Origin of the sequence: Streptococcus sp. NM, assembly GCF_003390135.1 — a bacterium.
In the GTDB taxonomy this organism is placed as follows: domain Bacteria; phylum Bacillota; class Bacilli; order Lactobacillales; family Streptococcaceae; genus Streptococcus.
Window position 1 is genome coordinate 182879 of sequence record NZ_QUOS01000003.1, and the last position, 16439, is coordinate 199317.

17 protein-coding genes and 1 pseudogene are annotated in these 16439 nt (G+C 40.6%); all 18 read right to left on the reverse strand.

Translation table 11 applies throughout. The features are described from left to right. Positions 1-50: 50 nt before the first annotated feature. Positions 51-2027, reverse strand: a complete 1977-nt coding sequence (gene tkt / locus DXN33_RS06760; protein ID WP_049492472.1) for a transketolase — start codon at positions 2025-2027, stop codon at positions 51-53. Positions 2028-2142: 115 nt separating this feature from the next. Next, positions 2143-2766, reverse strand: coding sequence for a ribonuclease P (locus DXN33_RS06765; protein ID WP_115904677.1), 624 nt, complete (start codon positions 2764-2766; stop codon positions 2143-2145). 50 nt (positions 2767-2816) lie between these two features. After that, the gene (gene jag / locus DXN33_RS06770; RefSeq protein ID WP_049492474.1) at positions 2817-3806 is read right to left on the reverse strand and encodes an RNA-binding cell elongation regulator Jag/EloR; all 990 of its coding nucleotides are present in this window, start codon (positions 3804-3806) and stop codon (positions 2817-2819) included. 17 nt (positions 3807-3823) lie between these two features. Beyond that, entirely contained in the window at positions 3824-4648 is an 825-nt protein-coding gene (locus DXN33_RS06775) for a membrane protein insertase YidC (RefSeq protein ID WP_200872071.1), read from the reverse strand. Continuing rightward, positions 4623-4994 (reverse strand): ribonuclease P protein component, encoded by a 372-nt coding sequence (gene rnpA, locus DXN33_RS06780; RefSeq protein ID WP_042749880.1) that lies wholly within the window; start codon positions 4992-4994, stop codon positions 4623-4625. Before rnpA ends, DXN33_RS06775 begins: the two co-directional genes overlap by 26 nt. Before the next feature lie 149 nt (positions 4995-5143). Next, positions 5144-6334 (reverse strand): acetate kinase, encoded by a 1191-nt coding sequence (locus tag DXN33_RS06785; RefSeq protein WP_033681099.1) that lies wholly within the window; start codon positions 6332-6334, stop codon positions 5144-5146. A 50-nt stretch (positions 6335-6384) separates the two neighbouring features. Beyond that, positions 6385-7338 carry a class I SAM-dependent methyltransferase gene (locus DXN33_RS06790; RefSeq protein ID WP_115904678.1) on the reverse strand — a complete coding sequence of 318 codons (954 nt, stop codon included), beginning with the start codon at positions 7336-7338 and terminating at the stop codon, positions 6385-6387. Between the two features lie 60 nt (positions 7339-7398). Then, positions 7399-7986 carry a class I SAM-dependent methyltransferase gene (locus DXN33_RS06795; protein ID WP_020903617.1) on the reverse strand — a complete coding sequence of 196 codons (588 nt, stop codon included), beginning with the start codon at positions 7984-7986 and terminating at the stop codon, positions 7399-7401. Positions 7987-8018: 32 nt separating this feature from the next. Continuing rightward, on the reverse strand, positions 8019-8432 hold the full coding sequence (gene comGG / locus DXN33_RS06800) for a competence type IV pilus minor pilin ComGG (RefSeq protein WP_031233244.1): 414 nt from the start codon (positions 8430-8432) through the stop codon (positions 8019-8021). Continuing rightward, positions 8410-8871 (reverse strand): annotated as a pseudogene (comGF, locus tag DXN33_RS06805) (competence type IV pilus minor pilin ComGF). The gene comGG and the pseudogene comGF overlap by 23 nt, the downstream one beginning before the upstream one ends. Further along, positions 8834-9136 carry a competence type IV pilus minor pilin ComGE gene (comGE, locus tag DXN33_RS06810; RefSeq protein ID WP_000413381.1) on the reverse strand — a complete coding sequence of 101 codons (303 nt, stop codon included), beginning with the start codon at positions 9134-9136 and terminating at the stop codon, positions 8834-8836. Before comGE ends, comGF begins: the two are co-directional and overlap by 38 nt. After that, on the reverse strand, positions 9099-9533 hold the full coding sequence (gene comGD / locus DXN33_RS06815) for a competence type IV pilus minor pilin ComGD (protein ID WP_181897296.1): 435 nt from the start codon (positions 9531-9533) through the stop codon (positions 9099-9101). The genes comGE and comGD overlap by 38 nt, the downstream gene beginning before the upstream one ends. Further along, positions 9496-9819 carry a comG operon protein ComGC gene (gene comGC / locus DXN33_RS06820; protein ID WP_115904680.1) on the reverse strand — a complete coding sequence of 108 codons (324 nt, stop codon included), beginning with the start codon at positions 9817-9819 and terminating at the stop codon, positions 9496-9498. Before comGC ends, comGD begins: the two co-directional genes overlap by 38 nt. A 1-nt stretch (position 9820) precedes the next feature. Continuing rightward, positions 9821-10837: a competence type IV pilus assembly protein ComGB gene (gene comGB / locus DXN33_RS06825; RefSeq protein ID WP_115904681.1), complete on the reverse strand. Its 1017-nt coding sequence runs from the start codon at positions 10835-10837 to the stop codon at positions 9821-9823. Then, on the reverse strand, positions 10785-11726 hold the full coding sequence (gene comGA / locus DXN33_RS06830; protein ID WP_115904682.1) for a competence type IV pilus ATPase ComGA: 942 nt from the start codon (positions 11724-11726) through the stop codon (positions 10785-10787). The genes comGB and comGA overlap by 53 nt, the downstream gene beginning before the upstream one ends. Before the next feature lie 75 nt (positions 11727-11801). Further along, positions 11802-12167, reverse strand: coding sequence for a DUF1033 family protein (locus DXN33_RS06835; RefSeq protein ID WP_000286405.1), 366 nt, complete (start codon positions 12165-12167; stop codon positions 11802-11804). 149 nt (positions 12168-12316) lie between these two features. Further along, positions 12317-13375 (reverse strand): zinc-dependent alcohol dehydrogenase family protein, encoded by a 1059-nt coding sequence (locus tag DXN33_RS06840; RefSeq protein WP_115904683.1) that lies wholly within the window; start codon positions 13373-13375, stop codon positions 12317-12319. A 516-nt stretch (positions 13376-13891) separates the two neighbouring features. Next, complete coding sequence (gene pbp1b / locus DXN33_RS06845) at positions 13892-16342, reverse strand: penicillin-binding protein PBP1B (protein WP_115904684.1); 2451 nt, start codon at positions 16340-16342, stop codon at positions 13892-13894. Positions 16343-16439 lie beyond the last annotated feature (97 nt).

A 16439-nucleotide genomic window follows, 5' to 3' on the forward strand; every position in this document is an offset into this window, starting at 1 on the left:
CCTTGTTTTTCTAGTAAGAAAAACCAGAGCTTGCGCCCTGATTTTTAGGATTATTTCAAATTTTGAACGACTTTTACAAGATTTTCGACAGTAAAGCCATATTCTGCCAATACTTTTGGTGCTGGGGCAGAGGCTCCGAAGGTATCAATACCAAGAACAGCACCATCTAGACCAACATATTTGTACCAGTTTTGAGTTGCACCCATTTCGACTGCAACACGACGGCGAACTGCATTTGGAAGAATTTCTTCCTTGTATGCTGCATCTTGTTTATCAAAGACATCTGTAGATGGCATGCTGACTACGCGGACTTTTGCGCCTTGACTAGCCAATTCTTTGGCAGCTGAGACAGCAAGATTAACCTCTGAACCTGTTGCAATCAAGATTGTATCAAAGTCTGCTGCATTTTCGTAGACAACATAGGCACCTTTTGCAACCTTGTCAAAGTCTGTTCCCTCTTCAACAGTCAAGTTCTGACGTGTCAAGACAAGGGCAGTTGGCGTTTTCTCACTTGTCACTGCAAGGTACCAAGCTGCTTGAGTTTCACGCGCATCTGCTGGACGGAAAACATTCAGATTTGGCATGGCACGAAGACCTGCTAAATGCTCAACTGGTTCGTGCGTTGGACCGTCTTCCCCAACCGCGATTGAATCGTGGGTAAAGACATAAGTCACGGGAAGTCCTTGTAAGGCTGACAAGCGAACAGCTGCCTTCACATAGTCAGAGAAGACGAAGAAAGTTCCACCGTATACACGAAGTCCACCATGAAGAGCCATCCCGTTCAAGATTGTTCCCATGGCAAATTCACGAACACCAAACTGAATGTTGCGGTTCAAGCGGTTGGAATCGTCTTGAAGTCCGTCAGTCTTGATATAAGTCATGTTTGAGTGAGCAAGGTCCGCTGATCCACCTAGGAAGGTTGGTAACTTAGCCGCCACAACATTCAAGGCATCTTGGCTTGAATTACGAGTTGCTTGAGAGAAACCATTTTCTAAGGCTGGGAAGTCTGCTGGAGTCACTTCAACTGGATCACGTCCGTCGATGATGGCTTCTACTTCTGCTGCAAGTTCTGGATGAGCTTCTTTATAATCAGCAACTAATTTTGTCCAAGCTTCATAAGCTGATGCGCCACGGTCTGCAACATGTTCTTTGAAATCAGCATATACTCGTTCTGGGATTTCAAATGGTTCGTAGTCCCAACCAAGCGCTTGACGAGTTGCTACAGTTTCATCTGCTCCAAGAGGAGCACCGTGTACCGCATTAGTTCCTTGTTTATTTGGAGAACCGTATCCAATAACAGTCTTCACTTCAATCAAAGAGGGTTTGCCTGAAGCTTTAGCCGCTTCAATAGCAGCATGGATGGCTTCCAAGTCTGTTCCATCTTCAACCAAGGCTGTATGCCAACCGTAAGCATTGTAACGGTCACGAACACTTTCTGTAAAGGAATCCTTTGTCTCACCATCCAAGTTGATGTCATTTGAATCATAAAGAACAACCAACTTGTCTAGTTTTTGCAAACCTGCGTATGAAGCCGCCTCACTTGAGACACCTTCCATCAAGTCTCCGTCTCCACAGATAACGTAAGTATAGTGGTCAAAGATATTGTAGCCTTCGCGGTTATATTTGGCTGCCAAGAAACGTTCTGCCTGGGCAAAACCAGTGGCAGTTGAAATCCCTTGACCTAAAGGACCTGTTGTAGCATCAATTCCTGCTGTATGACCAAATTCTGGGTGACCTGGTGTTTTTGAACCCCATTGACGGAAGCTCTTGATCTCATCCATACTAACATCTTCAAAGCCAGAAAGGTGAAGAAGGGCATAAAGAAGCATTGAACCATGACCAGCTGAAAGAATAAAACGGTCGCGGTTAATCCAGTTTGGTTGAGCTGGATTGATACGAAGTTGTTTTGTAAAGAGGCTGTAAGCCATCGGAGCCGCTCCCATAACCACACCTGGGTGACCTGAGTTGGCTTTGTTGATAGCGTCAATACCTAGGAAACGGATTGCATTAACAGATAGATTCGACATAGAATTTCCTTTCTATTTGAGGTGATTAGTGAATCACACATTCTATTTTACTATTATATGAAAAAATACATAGAATAGCAATTAAACAATTCGATGTAAATAAGTATTCTATTTGCTATCCTCTAGTCGCCTGATAGTAGGGAAGTAAGCGTTCATAAGCATCTTCTAATTTTTCTAAAATCACTTCTAATGATTGATTTTCAATAAAAGAAACATCTGCTTTAACTAACACTTTTCGGATTTCTTGACTGCCTATCTTCTCGACTAAGACCTGACGATTTTCCTCAGTAGCCTCCATCTTATGACTTTCTCCATTTGAGTAGACTAAGTAATAAACACCTTCTACTGGTGGAATTTCTAGGACCTTGGCCTGCTTACCTAGAGTTTGCTCATCCTTCTTACGCTCGATAAAACTGACTTCCAAAGAAATTCCAAAATCAGTAGATGTCCCGTACAAACGCAGAGCCAACATAGGTTCTGTCACTTTCCCCTCATGCTGTATATAAGCCCAGAAGTGTGGTCGCAAGCGCTGCGCTTGGTTCATCCACTGGCTAGTCTGTTGGAGTTGCCATTCTGGATGACTTACTTGAAAGGCTTTAGCCAATTCTGTAAAAGCCTTTCTGGCCTCTTGACCTTTGTGGCGAAATGCCAGCATTTTCTCTCGTTCTGCTCCCGCTTTATCAGGATTACGGTACTGCAAACCAGCAAAGTCTAAATAATCTCTTATCTTATTCAACATTAGTTTAATCTCCTCCAGCTAGCAAAAAATCAGGATAACCCTGATTTTACTTATTCTGTATCTACGACAACATAACGATTTGGCTCATCACCCTCAGAGTAACTAGTCACGCCATCCATACGTGAAATAATACGATGAATAATCTTGCGTTCACTATTTGACATAGGATCTGTTTGATGACTACGTCCTTCTTCTAAAACACGAGCCGCCAATTTTTGCGCATAGGTCTGCAAGACTTCTGCACGGTGTTCAACATAATCATTGACATTAATAGTAATGTAGAAGGTTCTTGAATAGCGGTTATAAAGATAATTTTGAGCCAATAACTGCAAGGCTTTCAATACTTTACCATGATAACCGATAATACGCCCTGGCTCATTTGTATCAATTTGTAAATTGATGCTACGACGGTTATAATCATTTGAAATCGTCGCCTCAACGTCCATATCATCAATGATTGTCTGGACATAAGTCGTTACTTCCGTAGCTACTTGTTCAATGTCAAAACTCGGTTCAACCTTTAAGCCCAAATCTTCTAATTCTTGACTTTCAGTTCGTTCAGCTTGAGTCTCGACAATAGGAGTTTCTACTTCTTCTCCGAAACCAGCTTCTTCAAGCTGTAATTCATTTAAAATCTCAATGTGCCCAGTTTCTTCTAAGATGGTGCTAGCATGTTTTTCATTTTTCAAGATTTCAGCCTTGACTTCATCAGAAACCCCTTGGCCTTCTTCTTCAATCTTTTTAATCGCTTCTACAACATGACCCAAATCAACGGTTGCTTCACTGACCGTTTTGACCGGTTCATTTTGTTCATTGATTTCTTTAGGAACACCCTTAATAGCTTGTTGATTTGCTTTAATGACAGTTGTTTCACTAATAGCTTCAATGTCAACTTGAGCTGGTTTTTTACCAAATAAACCAAGAAATCCTTTTTTCTCGCGAGAAATGACTTTGATATGAGCCTTCATTCTTGGAATATCTAATTCTTTCAATCCTTTCTGGATTGCTTCTTCAACAGTTGAACCTGTAAATACTCCCATTACCAGATTCCTCCTTATTATTTCGTTTTCTGAGCCTTTTTCTTGGCTTTTCTTTTTCTATTTTCCAAATCTTTCTGTGCCTGAGCTACCGCCTCGCGCTCTGCAATAATCTTGAATGGATTGTTCAAGAAATAGGTTTGCAAGACTTGATAAGCATTGGACACTGCCCAGTAGAGAGCGACTCCGCTCGGAGCATAAACCCCAAAGATAAAGATTAAGACTGGAATACCATACATCATCGCAGTCGTAGCGCCATTACGCTCAGACAAGGCTTTATTAGACAGCCAAGTACTTAAAAAGGTAAATACAGCTGCTAAAATCGGAAGAACAAGGGTTGTATCCACACCACCAAGGTTAATCCATAAGAAATGACCTGTCTTTAAAAAGTCAACTCTTGATAGAGCTTGGAACAAAGCCAAGATAACCGGCATCTGAATCAAAATCGGCCAAAGAGAATCTGACTGTCTGACACCCATTTCTTTAAAGACTTTACGCATTTCTTGCTCTAGCTTGGTTCTGCTTTCCATATCTCGACCTGGATATTGTTCTCGAAGCGCCTTAATGCGAGGTTGAGCTTCCTGCATTTTTCTGGATGCCACCATTTGCACTTGGAAAACTGGCAAGAGGACTGTACGAATCAAGATCGTAAAGAGAATAATCCCTACTCCGATACTGATATCAAACGATAAAAAGCGAATGATTTCCGCAAAGAAGTAAACAAATTTACTCCAAAAATCAGCCGATTCGGCTGTAATATCGCTAGTTGTCCCATTTGTCGCACAAGCTGTCATGATCAATAGGGACAGTCCTAGCAAACTAGTCAACTGTAGTTTCTTTTTCACTCCCATTTCCTTCCTGGTAAATCTTTGATAATTTTAATACGTGGAGTAGGTTTTTCTCCATCTCTGCGTATCCCAAGGTTTCGACTCCTTTTCGAGCAATGACAACAAAATCGACATCTTCTACCAGACTCCCTTTTGCAATCTGGATAATATGTCTAATTCGTCGCTTAATTTGATTTCTAGTGACAGCATTCCCAAGTTTTTTGCTAACTGATAGACCTACTCGAAAATGGTTTTTCTGGTTTTCTAGTTGGTAGACAACAAATTTGCGATTGGCAAAACTTGTCCCCTCCTTGAAAATCGCCTTAAAATCTTTCTCTCTTTTTACACGAAAGTTTTTCTTCAAAACTCAACTCCATCTATTAAATTACTACTATTATACCATATTTTTCAAAAAAGCCAATCATAGCAAGGTTTTGGACAATTTCACCATAAAAAGAAGCTGGAAAAATCTCTTTCCCAACTCCTTGTACGGAATATTTTTACTAGTTTTACTTATTTTTTCAAGCGTTCAACGTCACGGGCAATGACCAATTCTTCATCTGTTGGAATAACCAAGACACGGATTTTCGCTGCCTCTGTTGAGATGTCTCCTGTCACACCAAAGACGTTCTTTTCTGGGTCAACATCACAGCCAAACCAAGAGATACCTGAGATAACATCTTCTCGTACGTTTGCAGCATTTTCACCGATACCTGCAGTAAAGATAATAGCATCTGCTCCATTTAGGACCGCAAGGTATTGACCGATATGTTTTTGGATACGATCAACATACATTTCATAGGCTAAAGTGGCATCGTGGTCCCCTTCTTCCATAGCAGCAATCACATCACGCATATCACTAGATTTACCTGAAACCCCCATTAGTCCTGATTCACGATTAAGGACGTGACTAATGTCTTCAGGAGTATTAAAGTCCTCTGTATATTGCATTAAGTAAGGAATGATAGCTGGGTCAATATCTCCTGTACGTGTTCCCATCATCACACCACCAAGTGGAGTGAATCCCATTGAAGTATCAACAGATTGACCGCCCTTAACAGCTGTGATAGAAGCTCCATTACCGATATGGCAAGTAATCAATTTCAAGTCCTCTAATGGACGGCCCAAGAGTTTTGCAGCTTCTCCTGCTACAAACTGGTGACTTGTACCGTGGGCACCATATTTACGAACCTTGTTTTCTGTGTAATATTTTGTTGGTAGAGGGTAGCGATAAGCTTTCTCTGGCATAGTTGTGTGGAATGAAGTATCAAAAACAACTACACTGGTAATGTCTGGCAACAATTCCTTGAAGGCACGAACACCTGCTGCATTGGCTGGATTGTGGAGAGGAGCCAACAAACTCAACTCTTCAACTTTTTCTAAAACATCTCCCTCAACGACTGTTGATTCTTTGAAATATTCTCCACCGGCAACAACACGATGTCCAACACCTGTAATCTCGTCATAAGCCTTGATAATATCGAAACGAATCAAGTCATCCAATAAAATTTTAACAGCTTGTGTATGATTTTCGATATCCAAAATTTGTTGTTCAGAACGGCCGTCAAATTTTACAGTTGAAATTGAATCTTTCAAACCGATACGTTCAATCAAACCTTTCGCCAATACTTTTTCTTCTGGCATTAAGTATAATTGCCATTTCAAACTTGAACTTCCTGCATTGATTGCAATTGTTTTTGTCATAATATGATACCCCTTTTTAAGCGTTTTCATCTATTATAACAAAATCTATTTTATATTTCAGTACCTTGAGTCCATTTTTGAAAATTTTCTTTAAATTTCATTAAAACACTTGCATCTTGTAAGCTAGCAAGCGGATAAACAAAAGGATCTACTGCTGTTTCACTTTTCTTCTGTAGGATAAAAATGGTCTTAGATTGTTTAGCACTAGCAAAAAGATTTTCAGGTAAACTAATCATAGCAACCAGACTTGCCTCCTCTTTCAACCAACCTTTCAACAAGTCACTTTGAGGGCTGGTCAACAAATCACTCGGAGCGAGAAAAATAGCGTATCCATCTGACTTGAGATACTTAAGTCCTTGTTCCATGAGCAAGTGATGGGCGTAAGTATGTTCTTGGCTAGAAGCAACTTGATGACGCGACGCAACGGCATCATCAGGATAATAGCCGACAGGCAAGTCGCTGATGACCACATCGCTTTCTTTGAGCATTTGTGGACGAACGGCATCTCCTTGGACAAAACCAGCCTGCAAACCAATTACATCTGCCATGCTAGCTGCCAAATCAATCAGCAAATCATCCACTTCCATTCCCAAGTAATCCACCTTTTTATCAAGCGAGGTCAAGAAAGTAGCGCCCAAAATTCCCATGCCAGAACCCATTTCGAGAATAGTGATTTCCTCCTCTTTAAACAACTCTTCCACAATAAACACCAAAAGTAAGGCAATAGCATCCGGTGTAAACTGGTGATTAGCCTGTAGGGGTTCTGTTTGCCCAGCCTTCATCAAGAGAAACTGGTAGGTCTTGAGCCATTCTTCTTTGCGTAGCGCTAAACGTTTAAGGGCCTGATTGTTCTCTTTGACCTGCTCTAGCTCAGTTTCTCCATCCAGATAGATGCTGTTTTGCTCCACCAGGGCGTCATAAAAGTTGGTCGCCAAATCACTTTGAATGACTTGGACATTCTCTAGTAAATAGGTATAAGCTTGTTCAATTTTTTCAAAATCCATATTCCTATCTTATCAAATTTCCCTTCTTTTTTCCATCCTTATAGAAAAATCACTCCCTGACTAGGCGAGTGATTTTTGGGCTACTGTTAAAAAGAGTTCTGAGTAATTTCCTTGAAACAGGTCTTCAGCGCTATAGAGGATCTGACTATGTACAGATGAAAAACCAAACTGGGCTAGCCTGTTTTCCAGTTCAACCAATTCAAATCCATGATGGTTAGCCTCTGTCTTGGTAAAATCAGCAAGTAGGAGTTGTCCATCTTCCTTCAAATGTTGATGAAACAGTGAGAGAGCCGCATCCAAATCAGGCATATGATGAAGAACACGACAAACAACAATGAGATCAAACTCTTGCTCTAAGGGATTTTTCAGTAAATCTTGTTCCAAAAACTGGATATTCTTGATGTCTTGCTGCTCCGCTTTCAAACGAGCTTGTTCCAGCATTTTCTCCGAAATATCCACCAATGTTACAGACTTAGCTTGCTTGGCTAGGGGCAAGGTTAACAGACCCGTCCCTCCACCGAAATCCAAAATTTCTTTGTCTAATAGAAGATCAATCTGTTTCTCGACTGCTTGACAAACCAAGTTTGCAAGGAAGATATTTTTAGGGGAATCAAAAGTTTCTGCTTTGTGGTTAAAATCATGTTTCATATTTTTAGTTTAGCACAAAGTAGCTTGATTGGCTAGGAATTCTCTTTCTTTTCAGCCTTCTCTTCTGATTTTTTCTTCTCTGCTTGATTACTTGAATCAGTCACTACCTTTTCCTTTTTATCTATTTTCTCTTCTTTGATTTTGACTGAAGGAAAGATGAACTCATATTGACTCTTAGGCGTACGAACCGTCGTCACCAAGCTTGTTTTCTTGTTTTGATAGCTTACCTGACCTAGATTAAAGACCTGTTCCCCACTTTCTTGCTCAACCTTATCTTTGGTTCGCTTAGCCATGGCAAAAGCAATCAGCTTTTCTTTATTCAAAGCATAGTCTTGATAGTGGGCGACTTGTCTGTTCAAGTAAAATTGTAACAAAAGACTAAAGATGGCTGCCATAGTGACTGCATAGAGGAGAACACCTGCCTTAACTTTTTTCTTTTTCCACACGATAGATGAACTCCCTTTCTAAGCCTTTTTGGAACTGGAAATGAAAGCGCACCAGTTGGTTGTCCTCTGTAATCTGAGCTGATTTGAGTCCATAAATCATAGGCTGATATCCTCGTCCACTGGCATCAGTTTTTCGAAAATCATCCGATTTTGACTTACCTATCGCAATTTCCTTGCCATCCTGCTTCATATAGAGGCGATTGCCCTCCACTTTTTCGAATTGCGAACGGTCTAATTCTGCCTCCAGCTGGTCCACAAACAAGAGCCACTCCTTTTACTCGCTTTGTTGCTGGTAGCGAACTTCTGAAATGAGGAGCTGACTCATGGCTTGAAAGAGGAGTAAACTTCCACTGATGACAATGAGAGCAATCAGTGATTCCAACAAGGTAAAAGCCTTGACCTTATGGCTCTTTGATAGCCAGCAACTGTTCTGAACCATGGTAAACCTCCAATCCTTTTTCACTAGAAAACACCTGAATCTCAACTCCATTTACGTTTACCTGATTTTGACCTGTTTGCAAGGCCATCTTAGCTACCCTCAAGACTTCTTCCTTTTGCAAAATTTTTGCTTCTTCTTGTCTATTTTTCTGAATTTGTCCCAAAAGGAGCGTCGCGATGCTGGCAAAGATAGCTAGAGCCACTACTGCCTCCAGTAAAATCACTGCCCTAATTTTTTGTTTCCTTAATGCGTTTAATTTTTCCATTTCCTAGATATAATTGATAACGAATCGCTCCTTTACTGGTCTGAAATTCAACCTTAGCTAGGGACGAATTACCCCCAGCTCGGTCAAATGTAATACTTTGGCCTGATGTTGCCTGAATGCCTTTAGGAACTGTCAACTTTTGACTGCCATTGCTAATCGTCTGCCCATCTAAGTTTAGACTAGTCTTTTGCTGACTAGCTACACTGCGTTTTTGGGTTTCCCGATAGAGTTCTTCAAACTCCATAAAGAAAATCTGCTCCTCTACCGCCGCAAAAGTGGACTGGACAGAACCGGACAAGCCCAAGGCAATCATACTTACAAGTCCCAAAACCAAGAGACTTTCAAGCATGGTAAAAGCCTTAATCTGCAACGGTTTGACTGGTATTTTGTTTAGCATGGTATTCTTTATAAGCTTTAGCCTGTTCTTCTGTGATGCGTCCATCTGCTTGTAACTTGCTTAGGCTAGCCTCTTCATTTTTAGCTAAGCTATAAAGCTCTGCCTGGCTTTCCACTACCTTAACAACAGCAGCTTTTCCTTTGTCGTTGACTGCTTCTTTTTGCTTGGTCAGATTAGGTACAAAGAGCAAGAGAAGCACGCTGATGATGAGCAAGACCACCAACATCTCCACAAGTGTAAAAGCCTTCACTTTCGCTTTTTTCAAGAATGTCATCATTTTTTTCATTTTAAAAATTTACCTCCATATTTTGATACATGGGCATGAGCATTGCCGCATAAAGTAAAACGATAATCAGAGCCACAAAGATAAAAATCAGCGGTTGCACCAAATTCATGGTGCGATTGACTCGGGTAAAAAAGGCCTCCCAAGTTTTTTCAGCATAGATTTCCAACTCACTACCCAGCTTGGACTTGACTTCCCCATATTCAATAATCAAGCTCAACTCCTTCTTAAAGAATGGATATGTCGCTATCGTCTGAGAAAATTCCTGACCATTTTGTAAGGATCTAGCTAGATTTTGACCGATTTCTTTAAAGAGATGAGAACCCTGTTCCTGCATGATCTGAAAAATCTGCGTCAGCTCCATTCCCTGTGAAATCATATTCCCCCATTCACGCGCATAATAGGCTGTCAAATAGGTCTGCACAAAGATTCCAAGAAAAGGAAGGCGTGCTAGGATAGAAAAGACGCGTATCTTAGAACTTCTTTTATAAAAAGTTAGTGCTAAAAGGACAAGTACGGAAACAAGGCCTACCATTCCTAGAAAAATTTGTGGCAGATTGCCAATGATTTGGGTGGCAATATTGCTACTATCCAGTTGTGGTAGTAGATAATTCCGTAGCCCCAGCATAATTAAGAGAAGAAATCCCAGCAAAATCAAAGGATAGGTCGCTACTTCAATTAATTTTTTCTTGACCTTGGCTAGATTGTCTAGATATTCTTCTATCTTTCCCAAACTCAGGTGGAGATTTCCATGGACTTCCGCTAGGGATAACTGAGTGACAATGGCACTTGAAAATCCCAAACCTTCCATCATTTCTGAGAATGATTTCCCCTGAGACAAGCCCGTGCGCATCTGGGTCACGCACTGCTTGTCCAACAAGGCACTCCTATCTAAAAAGGAGATAGTCTCCACTAGATGAAAACCGCTGGAAAAGAGATTATTAAATAAGGTGATGATATTTTTTTGCTTAGCTGTAGCTAATTTTTTCCGTTTCAGCCTGAAGACTTGTGATATGTCCATCTTTAAGAAGCTGGTCAATCTGCGCATTCCACCTAGTTGGCTGGTATTCTTGATAGTCTTTGTTTGCAAAGTCAACAATTCCTCCTCCCCCGATTAATCTCTGGTAGCAGACTCCTTGCAGAACAACTGCCAATTCCTCCTCACTCACACCCAACTCTAGCAGGCGCTCATAAACACCTCGGATACTCTTGGCATGAATGGTTGAAAAGACTGTCGCCCCTGTCAAACTGGCTCTGACCACTGCACGCGCCGTTTCGCTGTCTCGAATTTCTCCGATAATCAAGAGATCTGGTCGATGACGTAGGGAAAGTTTGATGAGATTTTCATAGGTTAGTCCAATCGCCTCATTCAACTGCAACTGAAGCATGTCGTCCTGCTTGATTTCTACCGGATCTTCTATGGACATAACTTGCTGTCCTTTAAAGAGAGACTTGGCCAATTCGTGCATCAAGGTCGTCTTGCCACTTCCAACTGGACCAGCAAAGAGATAGAGACCACGTTGCCTGTACCGCTTACCCAATTCTTCAATATCCTGAAACCAAAAATGCAAGTCCTGCTCCTCATCATGCAACAAGCGGATCACCAGACTCTCCTGCCCTCGATAATCGCCTACAGTAGATAGACGTAGAGACGCCATCTTTTGGTCATAGGCATAATCACAGGAACCAAGTTGACTACGTCTCTTTTCTCCAACATTCATACCCGCCACAAACTTAAAGTGACTGATGACAGCCGCAAACTTTTCAAAATCATAAGAACCGATTTTACAGCGCTCATCTCCTATCCTCATATGAAGCTCATAGGCGTCTAACTTGGGGACAAAATAAATGTCTTGCGCCCCTTTTTTCCGAGCCGAACGAATGATTTCTTGTGCAATTTCTTGAACCATACTTACCTCCTCACCTATACTATTCGCAAAAATTGGGAAAAATAAAAAAAGCAACTCCAAAAAGTTACTTTTTCTCTATTTTAATTTCATACGGCAAGAACGGTGCCTTTCCTTACCTGTTTGTTTTTCATAGCCTGGACGTAATTTTTCATCTGGGATAACCTGCTCATCCTGCAAAAGAGCCAAAGAATGGTATTGTTGTAAATACTCATCACATTCATCACACCAGCGTTGATCTTCTGGATCCCAAAAAATAGTCATCAAGTCACTTCTACTTTTATAAAGAGGGGATTCTTGTTCCAATCTAAACCAGCAAGTTTTGTAGTATTTGAGAGCATCATAATACTGGTCAAATTTCTTACTTGCTACAATGTCTTCTTCCCAACCTTCTAAGAACCACCAAGGTTCAAAATCTCCGTACATTTCTATAACACGATACATATTCATTCATTCCTTTGTACCGTATATTATAACCAATTCCGCCAGACAAGAAAAGAAATATGCTCATTTCTTAATTTCCAGATAAAAAATCCAGCCATCTTATGATGACTGAATTTCTATTTGCTTATGTTCCAAAATCTTGTTACTACCTAGGCTTCCGAGATATCGTTTTCGATAATGACCTTGATTGCATGGTGGTCTGCTGCCTTACTGAAGACTTCATAGGCTTTTTCAATTTCACTTAATTTGAAATAGTGAGTTACCAATTTTTCTGGTTCAATCTTATGACTTTCAAGAGCTTTCAACAATTGTGGAGTGGTATTTGTAGATACCAAACCAGTTGTTACATTGATATTGCGAATCCAAAGTTTGTCCAAATCGAATTCAACTGGTTTACCATGTACACCACAGTTGGCAACTGTTCCGTCTATACCGATAATCTTTTGACAGAAATCAAATGTTGCAGGAATACCAACAGCTTCGATAGCAACATCTACACCACGACCATCTGTCAAATCATAAATTTCTTTAATCGCTTTTTCAGGGTCTGAAGAATTAACCTTATGAGTCGCACCAAATGATAAAGCAGTTTCCAAGCGGTTATCGTCTAAGTCCACCATAATCAATTTGGCTGGTGAGTAGAATTGGGCTGTCAAAAGAGCAGCCAATCCAACTGGACCTGAACCAATAATGGCTACGCTGCAACCAGGTTCTACTTTCCCTTTCAAGACACCAATTTCATATCCAGTAGGTAGAATGTCTGATAGCATAACCAAGGCTTCATCTGACAAGTTTTCTGGAGTGTGGTAAAGAGTGTTATCTGCATGAGGGACACGTAGATACTCCGCCTGCATACCATCAATCAAGTGACCGAAAATCCAGCCCCCTTCGTCTTCACAGTGGGCATAAATTCCTTTTTTACAGTAGTAGCATTTACCACAGGCACAAACACAAGAAATCAAGACCTTGTCGCCTTTTTTGAAGTTCGAAACTCCTTCTCCAACTTCTTCAACAATCCCAATCCCTTCGTGACCAAGAATGGTACCACTTTGGCAAGCGGGAACATCCCCTTTGATAATATGGAGGTCTGTTCCACAAATAGTAGTTTTTACGATACGCACAATAGCATCTGTTGGCTTGCATATAACTGGTTTGTCTACATCAACAAAAGAAGCAAGTCCTGGTTTAACATAAGTATAGGCTTTCATAAAGCACTCCTCCTTTTTTTATTTGTACTATTTATAATATGATTGTAAGCCTTTTCATTTGTTTGTTCAAGATTTTTTGTGATTTTTTTAACTTTTTTATTTACTGGTAAAGCAATATAGATAAAAAAGCAGAAGCTAGTCTGCTTTCATCCTTAACAAAGAGAAATTTCACTACTCCAGAAGAACTTTCGATTAACATCAAACGACTAAACAAAAATGATATTACTGATAGATGGAGAATATTCTTCTATATCATTGAAACACTAGGACATCCAAAACAATTGCACTTTCAGTAAATTTCTATACTAAAATTACAAATAATCTCTGCAATATTATCTAGGCTGCAAAACTCACTTGATAATTTACATTTTACCAACAATTTTGACAATAGCGTTTGTCTTTGAGAGTACAATAACGGCCTTGCTTCTCTCTTAACGAGATTCAAGACCGTTATATAATATTTTTATTTTTTACTTGAAAAAATAGTTTTTAAAGAGAGGTTTTTATTTTATAGTTCTATCTTCTACTATTTGATTGTGTAGATGATGAACTTGATGTACTGCTAGAGCTATTACTTGAGCTTGGTGTAGATGAGAAACTACCAATAATACTAGACCAAACATTTTGATAATCCGTCTCACTTCCTCCAATAGCAAAGTTATAGATAGTCGTAGGAGCTCCTGCCTTGTTAGCCCAATAGCTCGTTACAGTAGAACCTGAAAGATCTACCGTTCTACCATTGACGGATACTTTGCCAGGTTTTTGGCCTGTTGACCTGAGGACCTGAGATTGAGTTACACTAGAATCAAGATTAAAGCGTTCATTGCCCCAAACTCCAGGATCAGCTTGTTGGATAGCATTGACTAAATGAGCCATATATTTGGCATTTCGATAATGCCCAGCTCCCTTGCCCAGCGGTCGATTGTCATCATGACCTAACCAACCACCTAGAGTCAACCTAGGGGTTGAAATCATGAGCCACATATTCTCATCTTCATTAGTTGTACCAGTTTTACCAATCCAGTCTAAACGGGAAAGGCTTGGATTTATTGAAGATAAATCCGTCTGGAAACTAGAAGTAATACGAGAAGAAATAACATCACGAAGCAAACTTTGCATAATCGTTGCTGTCGCCTTAGAATATACCTGAACAGGTTGGGAGTTATATTCATAAATCACCCTACCATCAGAAGATTCAATCTTAGAAATCATATGTTTCTTTTGATAAAGACCATTGTTAGCCAGGGTTTGATAACCATTTGTATGTTGAGCAACTGTGACTTCAATACCACCACCCATAGGAAGACTTTCGATACCGTACTCCGAAATCTCATACCCCATTTTTTCCATATAGCCCTTAACATCGACACCTTTTTCACGAAGCATGCGATAAGTCCAATAGGCTGGAATGTTCCATGAATAATTTAAAGCCTCACCCAAATTGACCATACCTGTACCTTTACTGCTACCGTGCACAATCGGACTACCATTTGCATAGTTTGTGGGATAATTGGACAATATGCTAGCACTTCCCATCAAACCTTGGTCAATGGCAATTCCGTAGGCCAGCAAAGGCTTGGTTGTAGAGGCTGGTGAACGCTTGGTGTCAAAGGCGTGATTGTTTTGGTTAGTCTGGTAATTACGACCACCAACAAAGCCTAGAACAGCCCCCGTTTTATTGTCCATCAAAACATTCCCTACTTCAGGCTGCCCAGTCGAATCATCTACCAAATGACCATAGTTAGCAACTGCATTTTGCATGGCCGCATGGATTTTTTTATTGATCGTTGTAGTAATTTTGTAGCCACCATTACTTAGTTCCTGCTCAGCTCTCTCATGATAAGCCTTTCGAATCGCTTCATTTTTCAACTCTTGGTTAGAGACATTGTCCTGTCGAACTAAATAATCATACATACGGTCTGTCGCTTCAGCCATAGCTGTAAAGTAGAGATAATCCCTCGAAACAACATTGACAGTTCCTGATGGCAAGAAGTCTTGTTTGAGATTATAATCCTTGTACTGGTCGTATTCTTCCTGAGTCAGGGCACCCGTGCGGTACATGTTGTAGAGAACATCCTTGGCCCGCTTCAAACCAAGTTCTAAGTCTTCATCACTCTTTAACTCTCCAGTATTTTCATAAGGAGAATAAGTAATCGGACTCTGTGGCAAACCTGCTAGGAAGGCAGCTTGGGGAATACTCAACTTGTTGGCATCGATACCGAAAATCCCTTCAGCAGCTTGCTGGGCACCTGCAATATTCTGTCCTTTATGATTCCGACCAAAGGGAGCAACATTGAGATAAGTCGTCAAGATTTCATCCTTACTCATACTGCGTTCCAAGGCAAGGGCATCAACAATTTCTGTAGCCTTACGAGCCAAAGTCGGAGCATCTCCAACCACTTGTTGTTTGATTAACTGTTGGGTCAAGGTCGAGCCCCCGCTAGATGAGCCCAAACCTGCAAAGGTTCCCAATGTCGCCCGAATCACAGCTTTTGGCACAACCCCGTTATGTTCAAGAAAATGCTCATCCTCAGTAGCAACGATAGCCTTTTTGAGATTGTCCGATATTTCCTCAGATGAAACAGAAGTTCGCAGTAGGTCGCTCTCGATAGAAGCAATGACACTCCCATCTGCATAAACAATTTCTGAGATGGAAGAAATATTTTTAACCTGCTTTACCAAGTCCTCCGCTTGGGGAACCTTAGCCTTGTCAAACAAAGCAACTCCATAACCAAGAGCTACACCTGCACCAAAAAGTCCACCGATAAAGCCTAGAATAAAGAGAGTATTCAGAATGCCCTTAATAGCAACTAAAATGCTACCTAGGATAGCCAGAACTTTCCCACCTGTCCCATCCGACTTCTTCACTTCTGAGACTTTCTCTGATTTTCTATGATTTATTTTTGATTTTACTCGCTGGAAAAATTCCAGCATTTTTCGTTTTAATTCATTTAATTGATTTTGCATGGATTTCCTCACTGTAACTATTATACCATAAAAGGTAAACTTTCAATAAAATAGCTACTTTCTTCCTTATTCTACTAGGCTATTGCCCGAGTTTGTG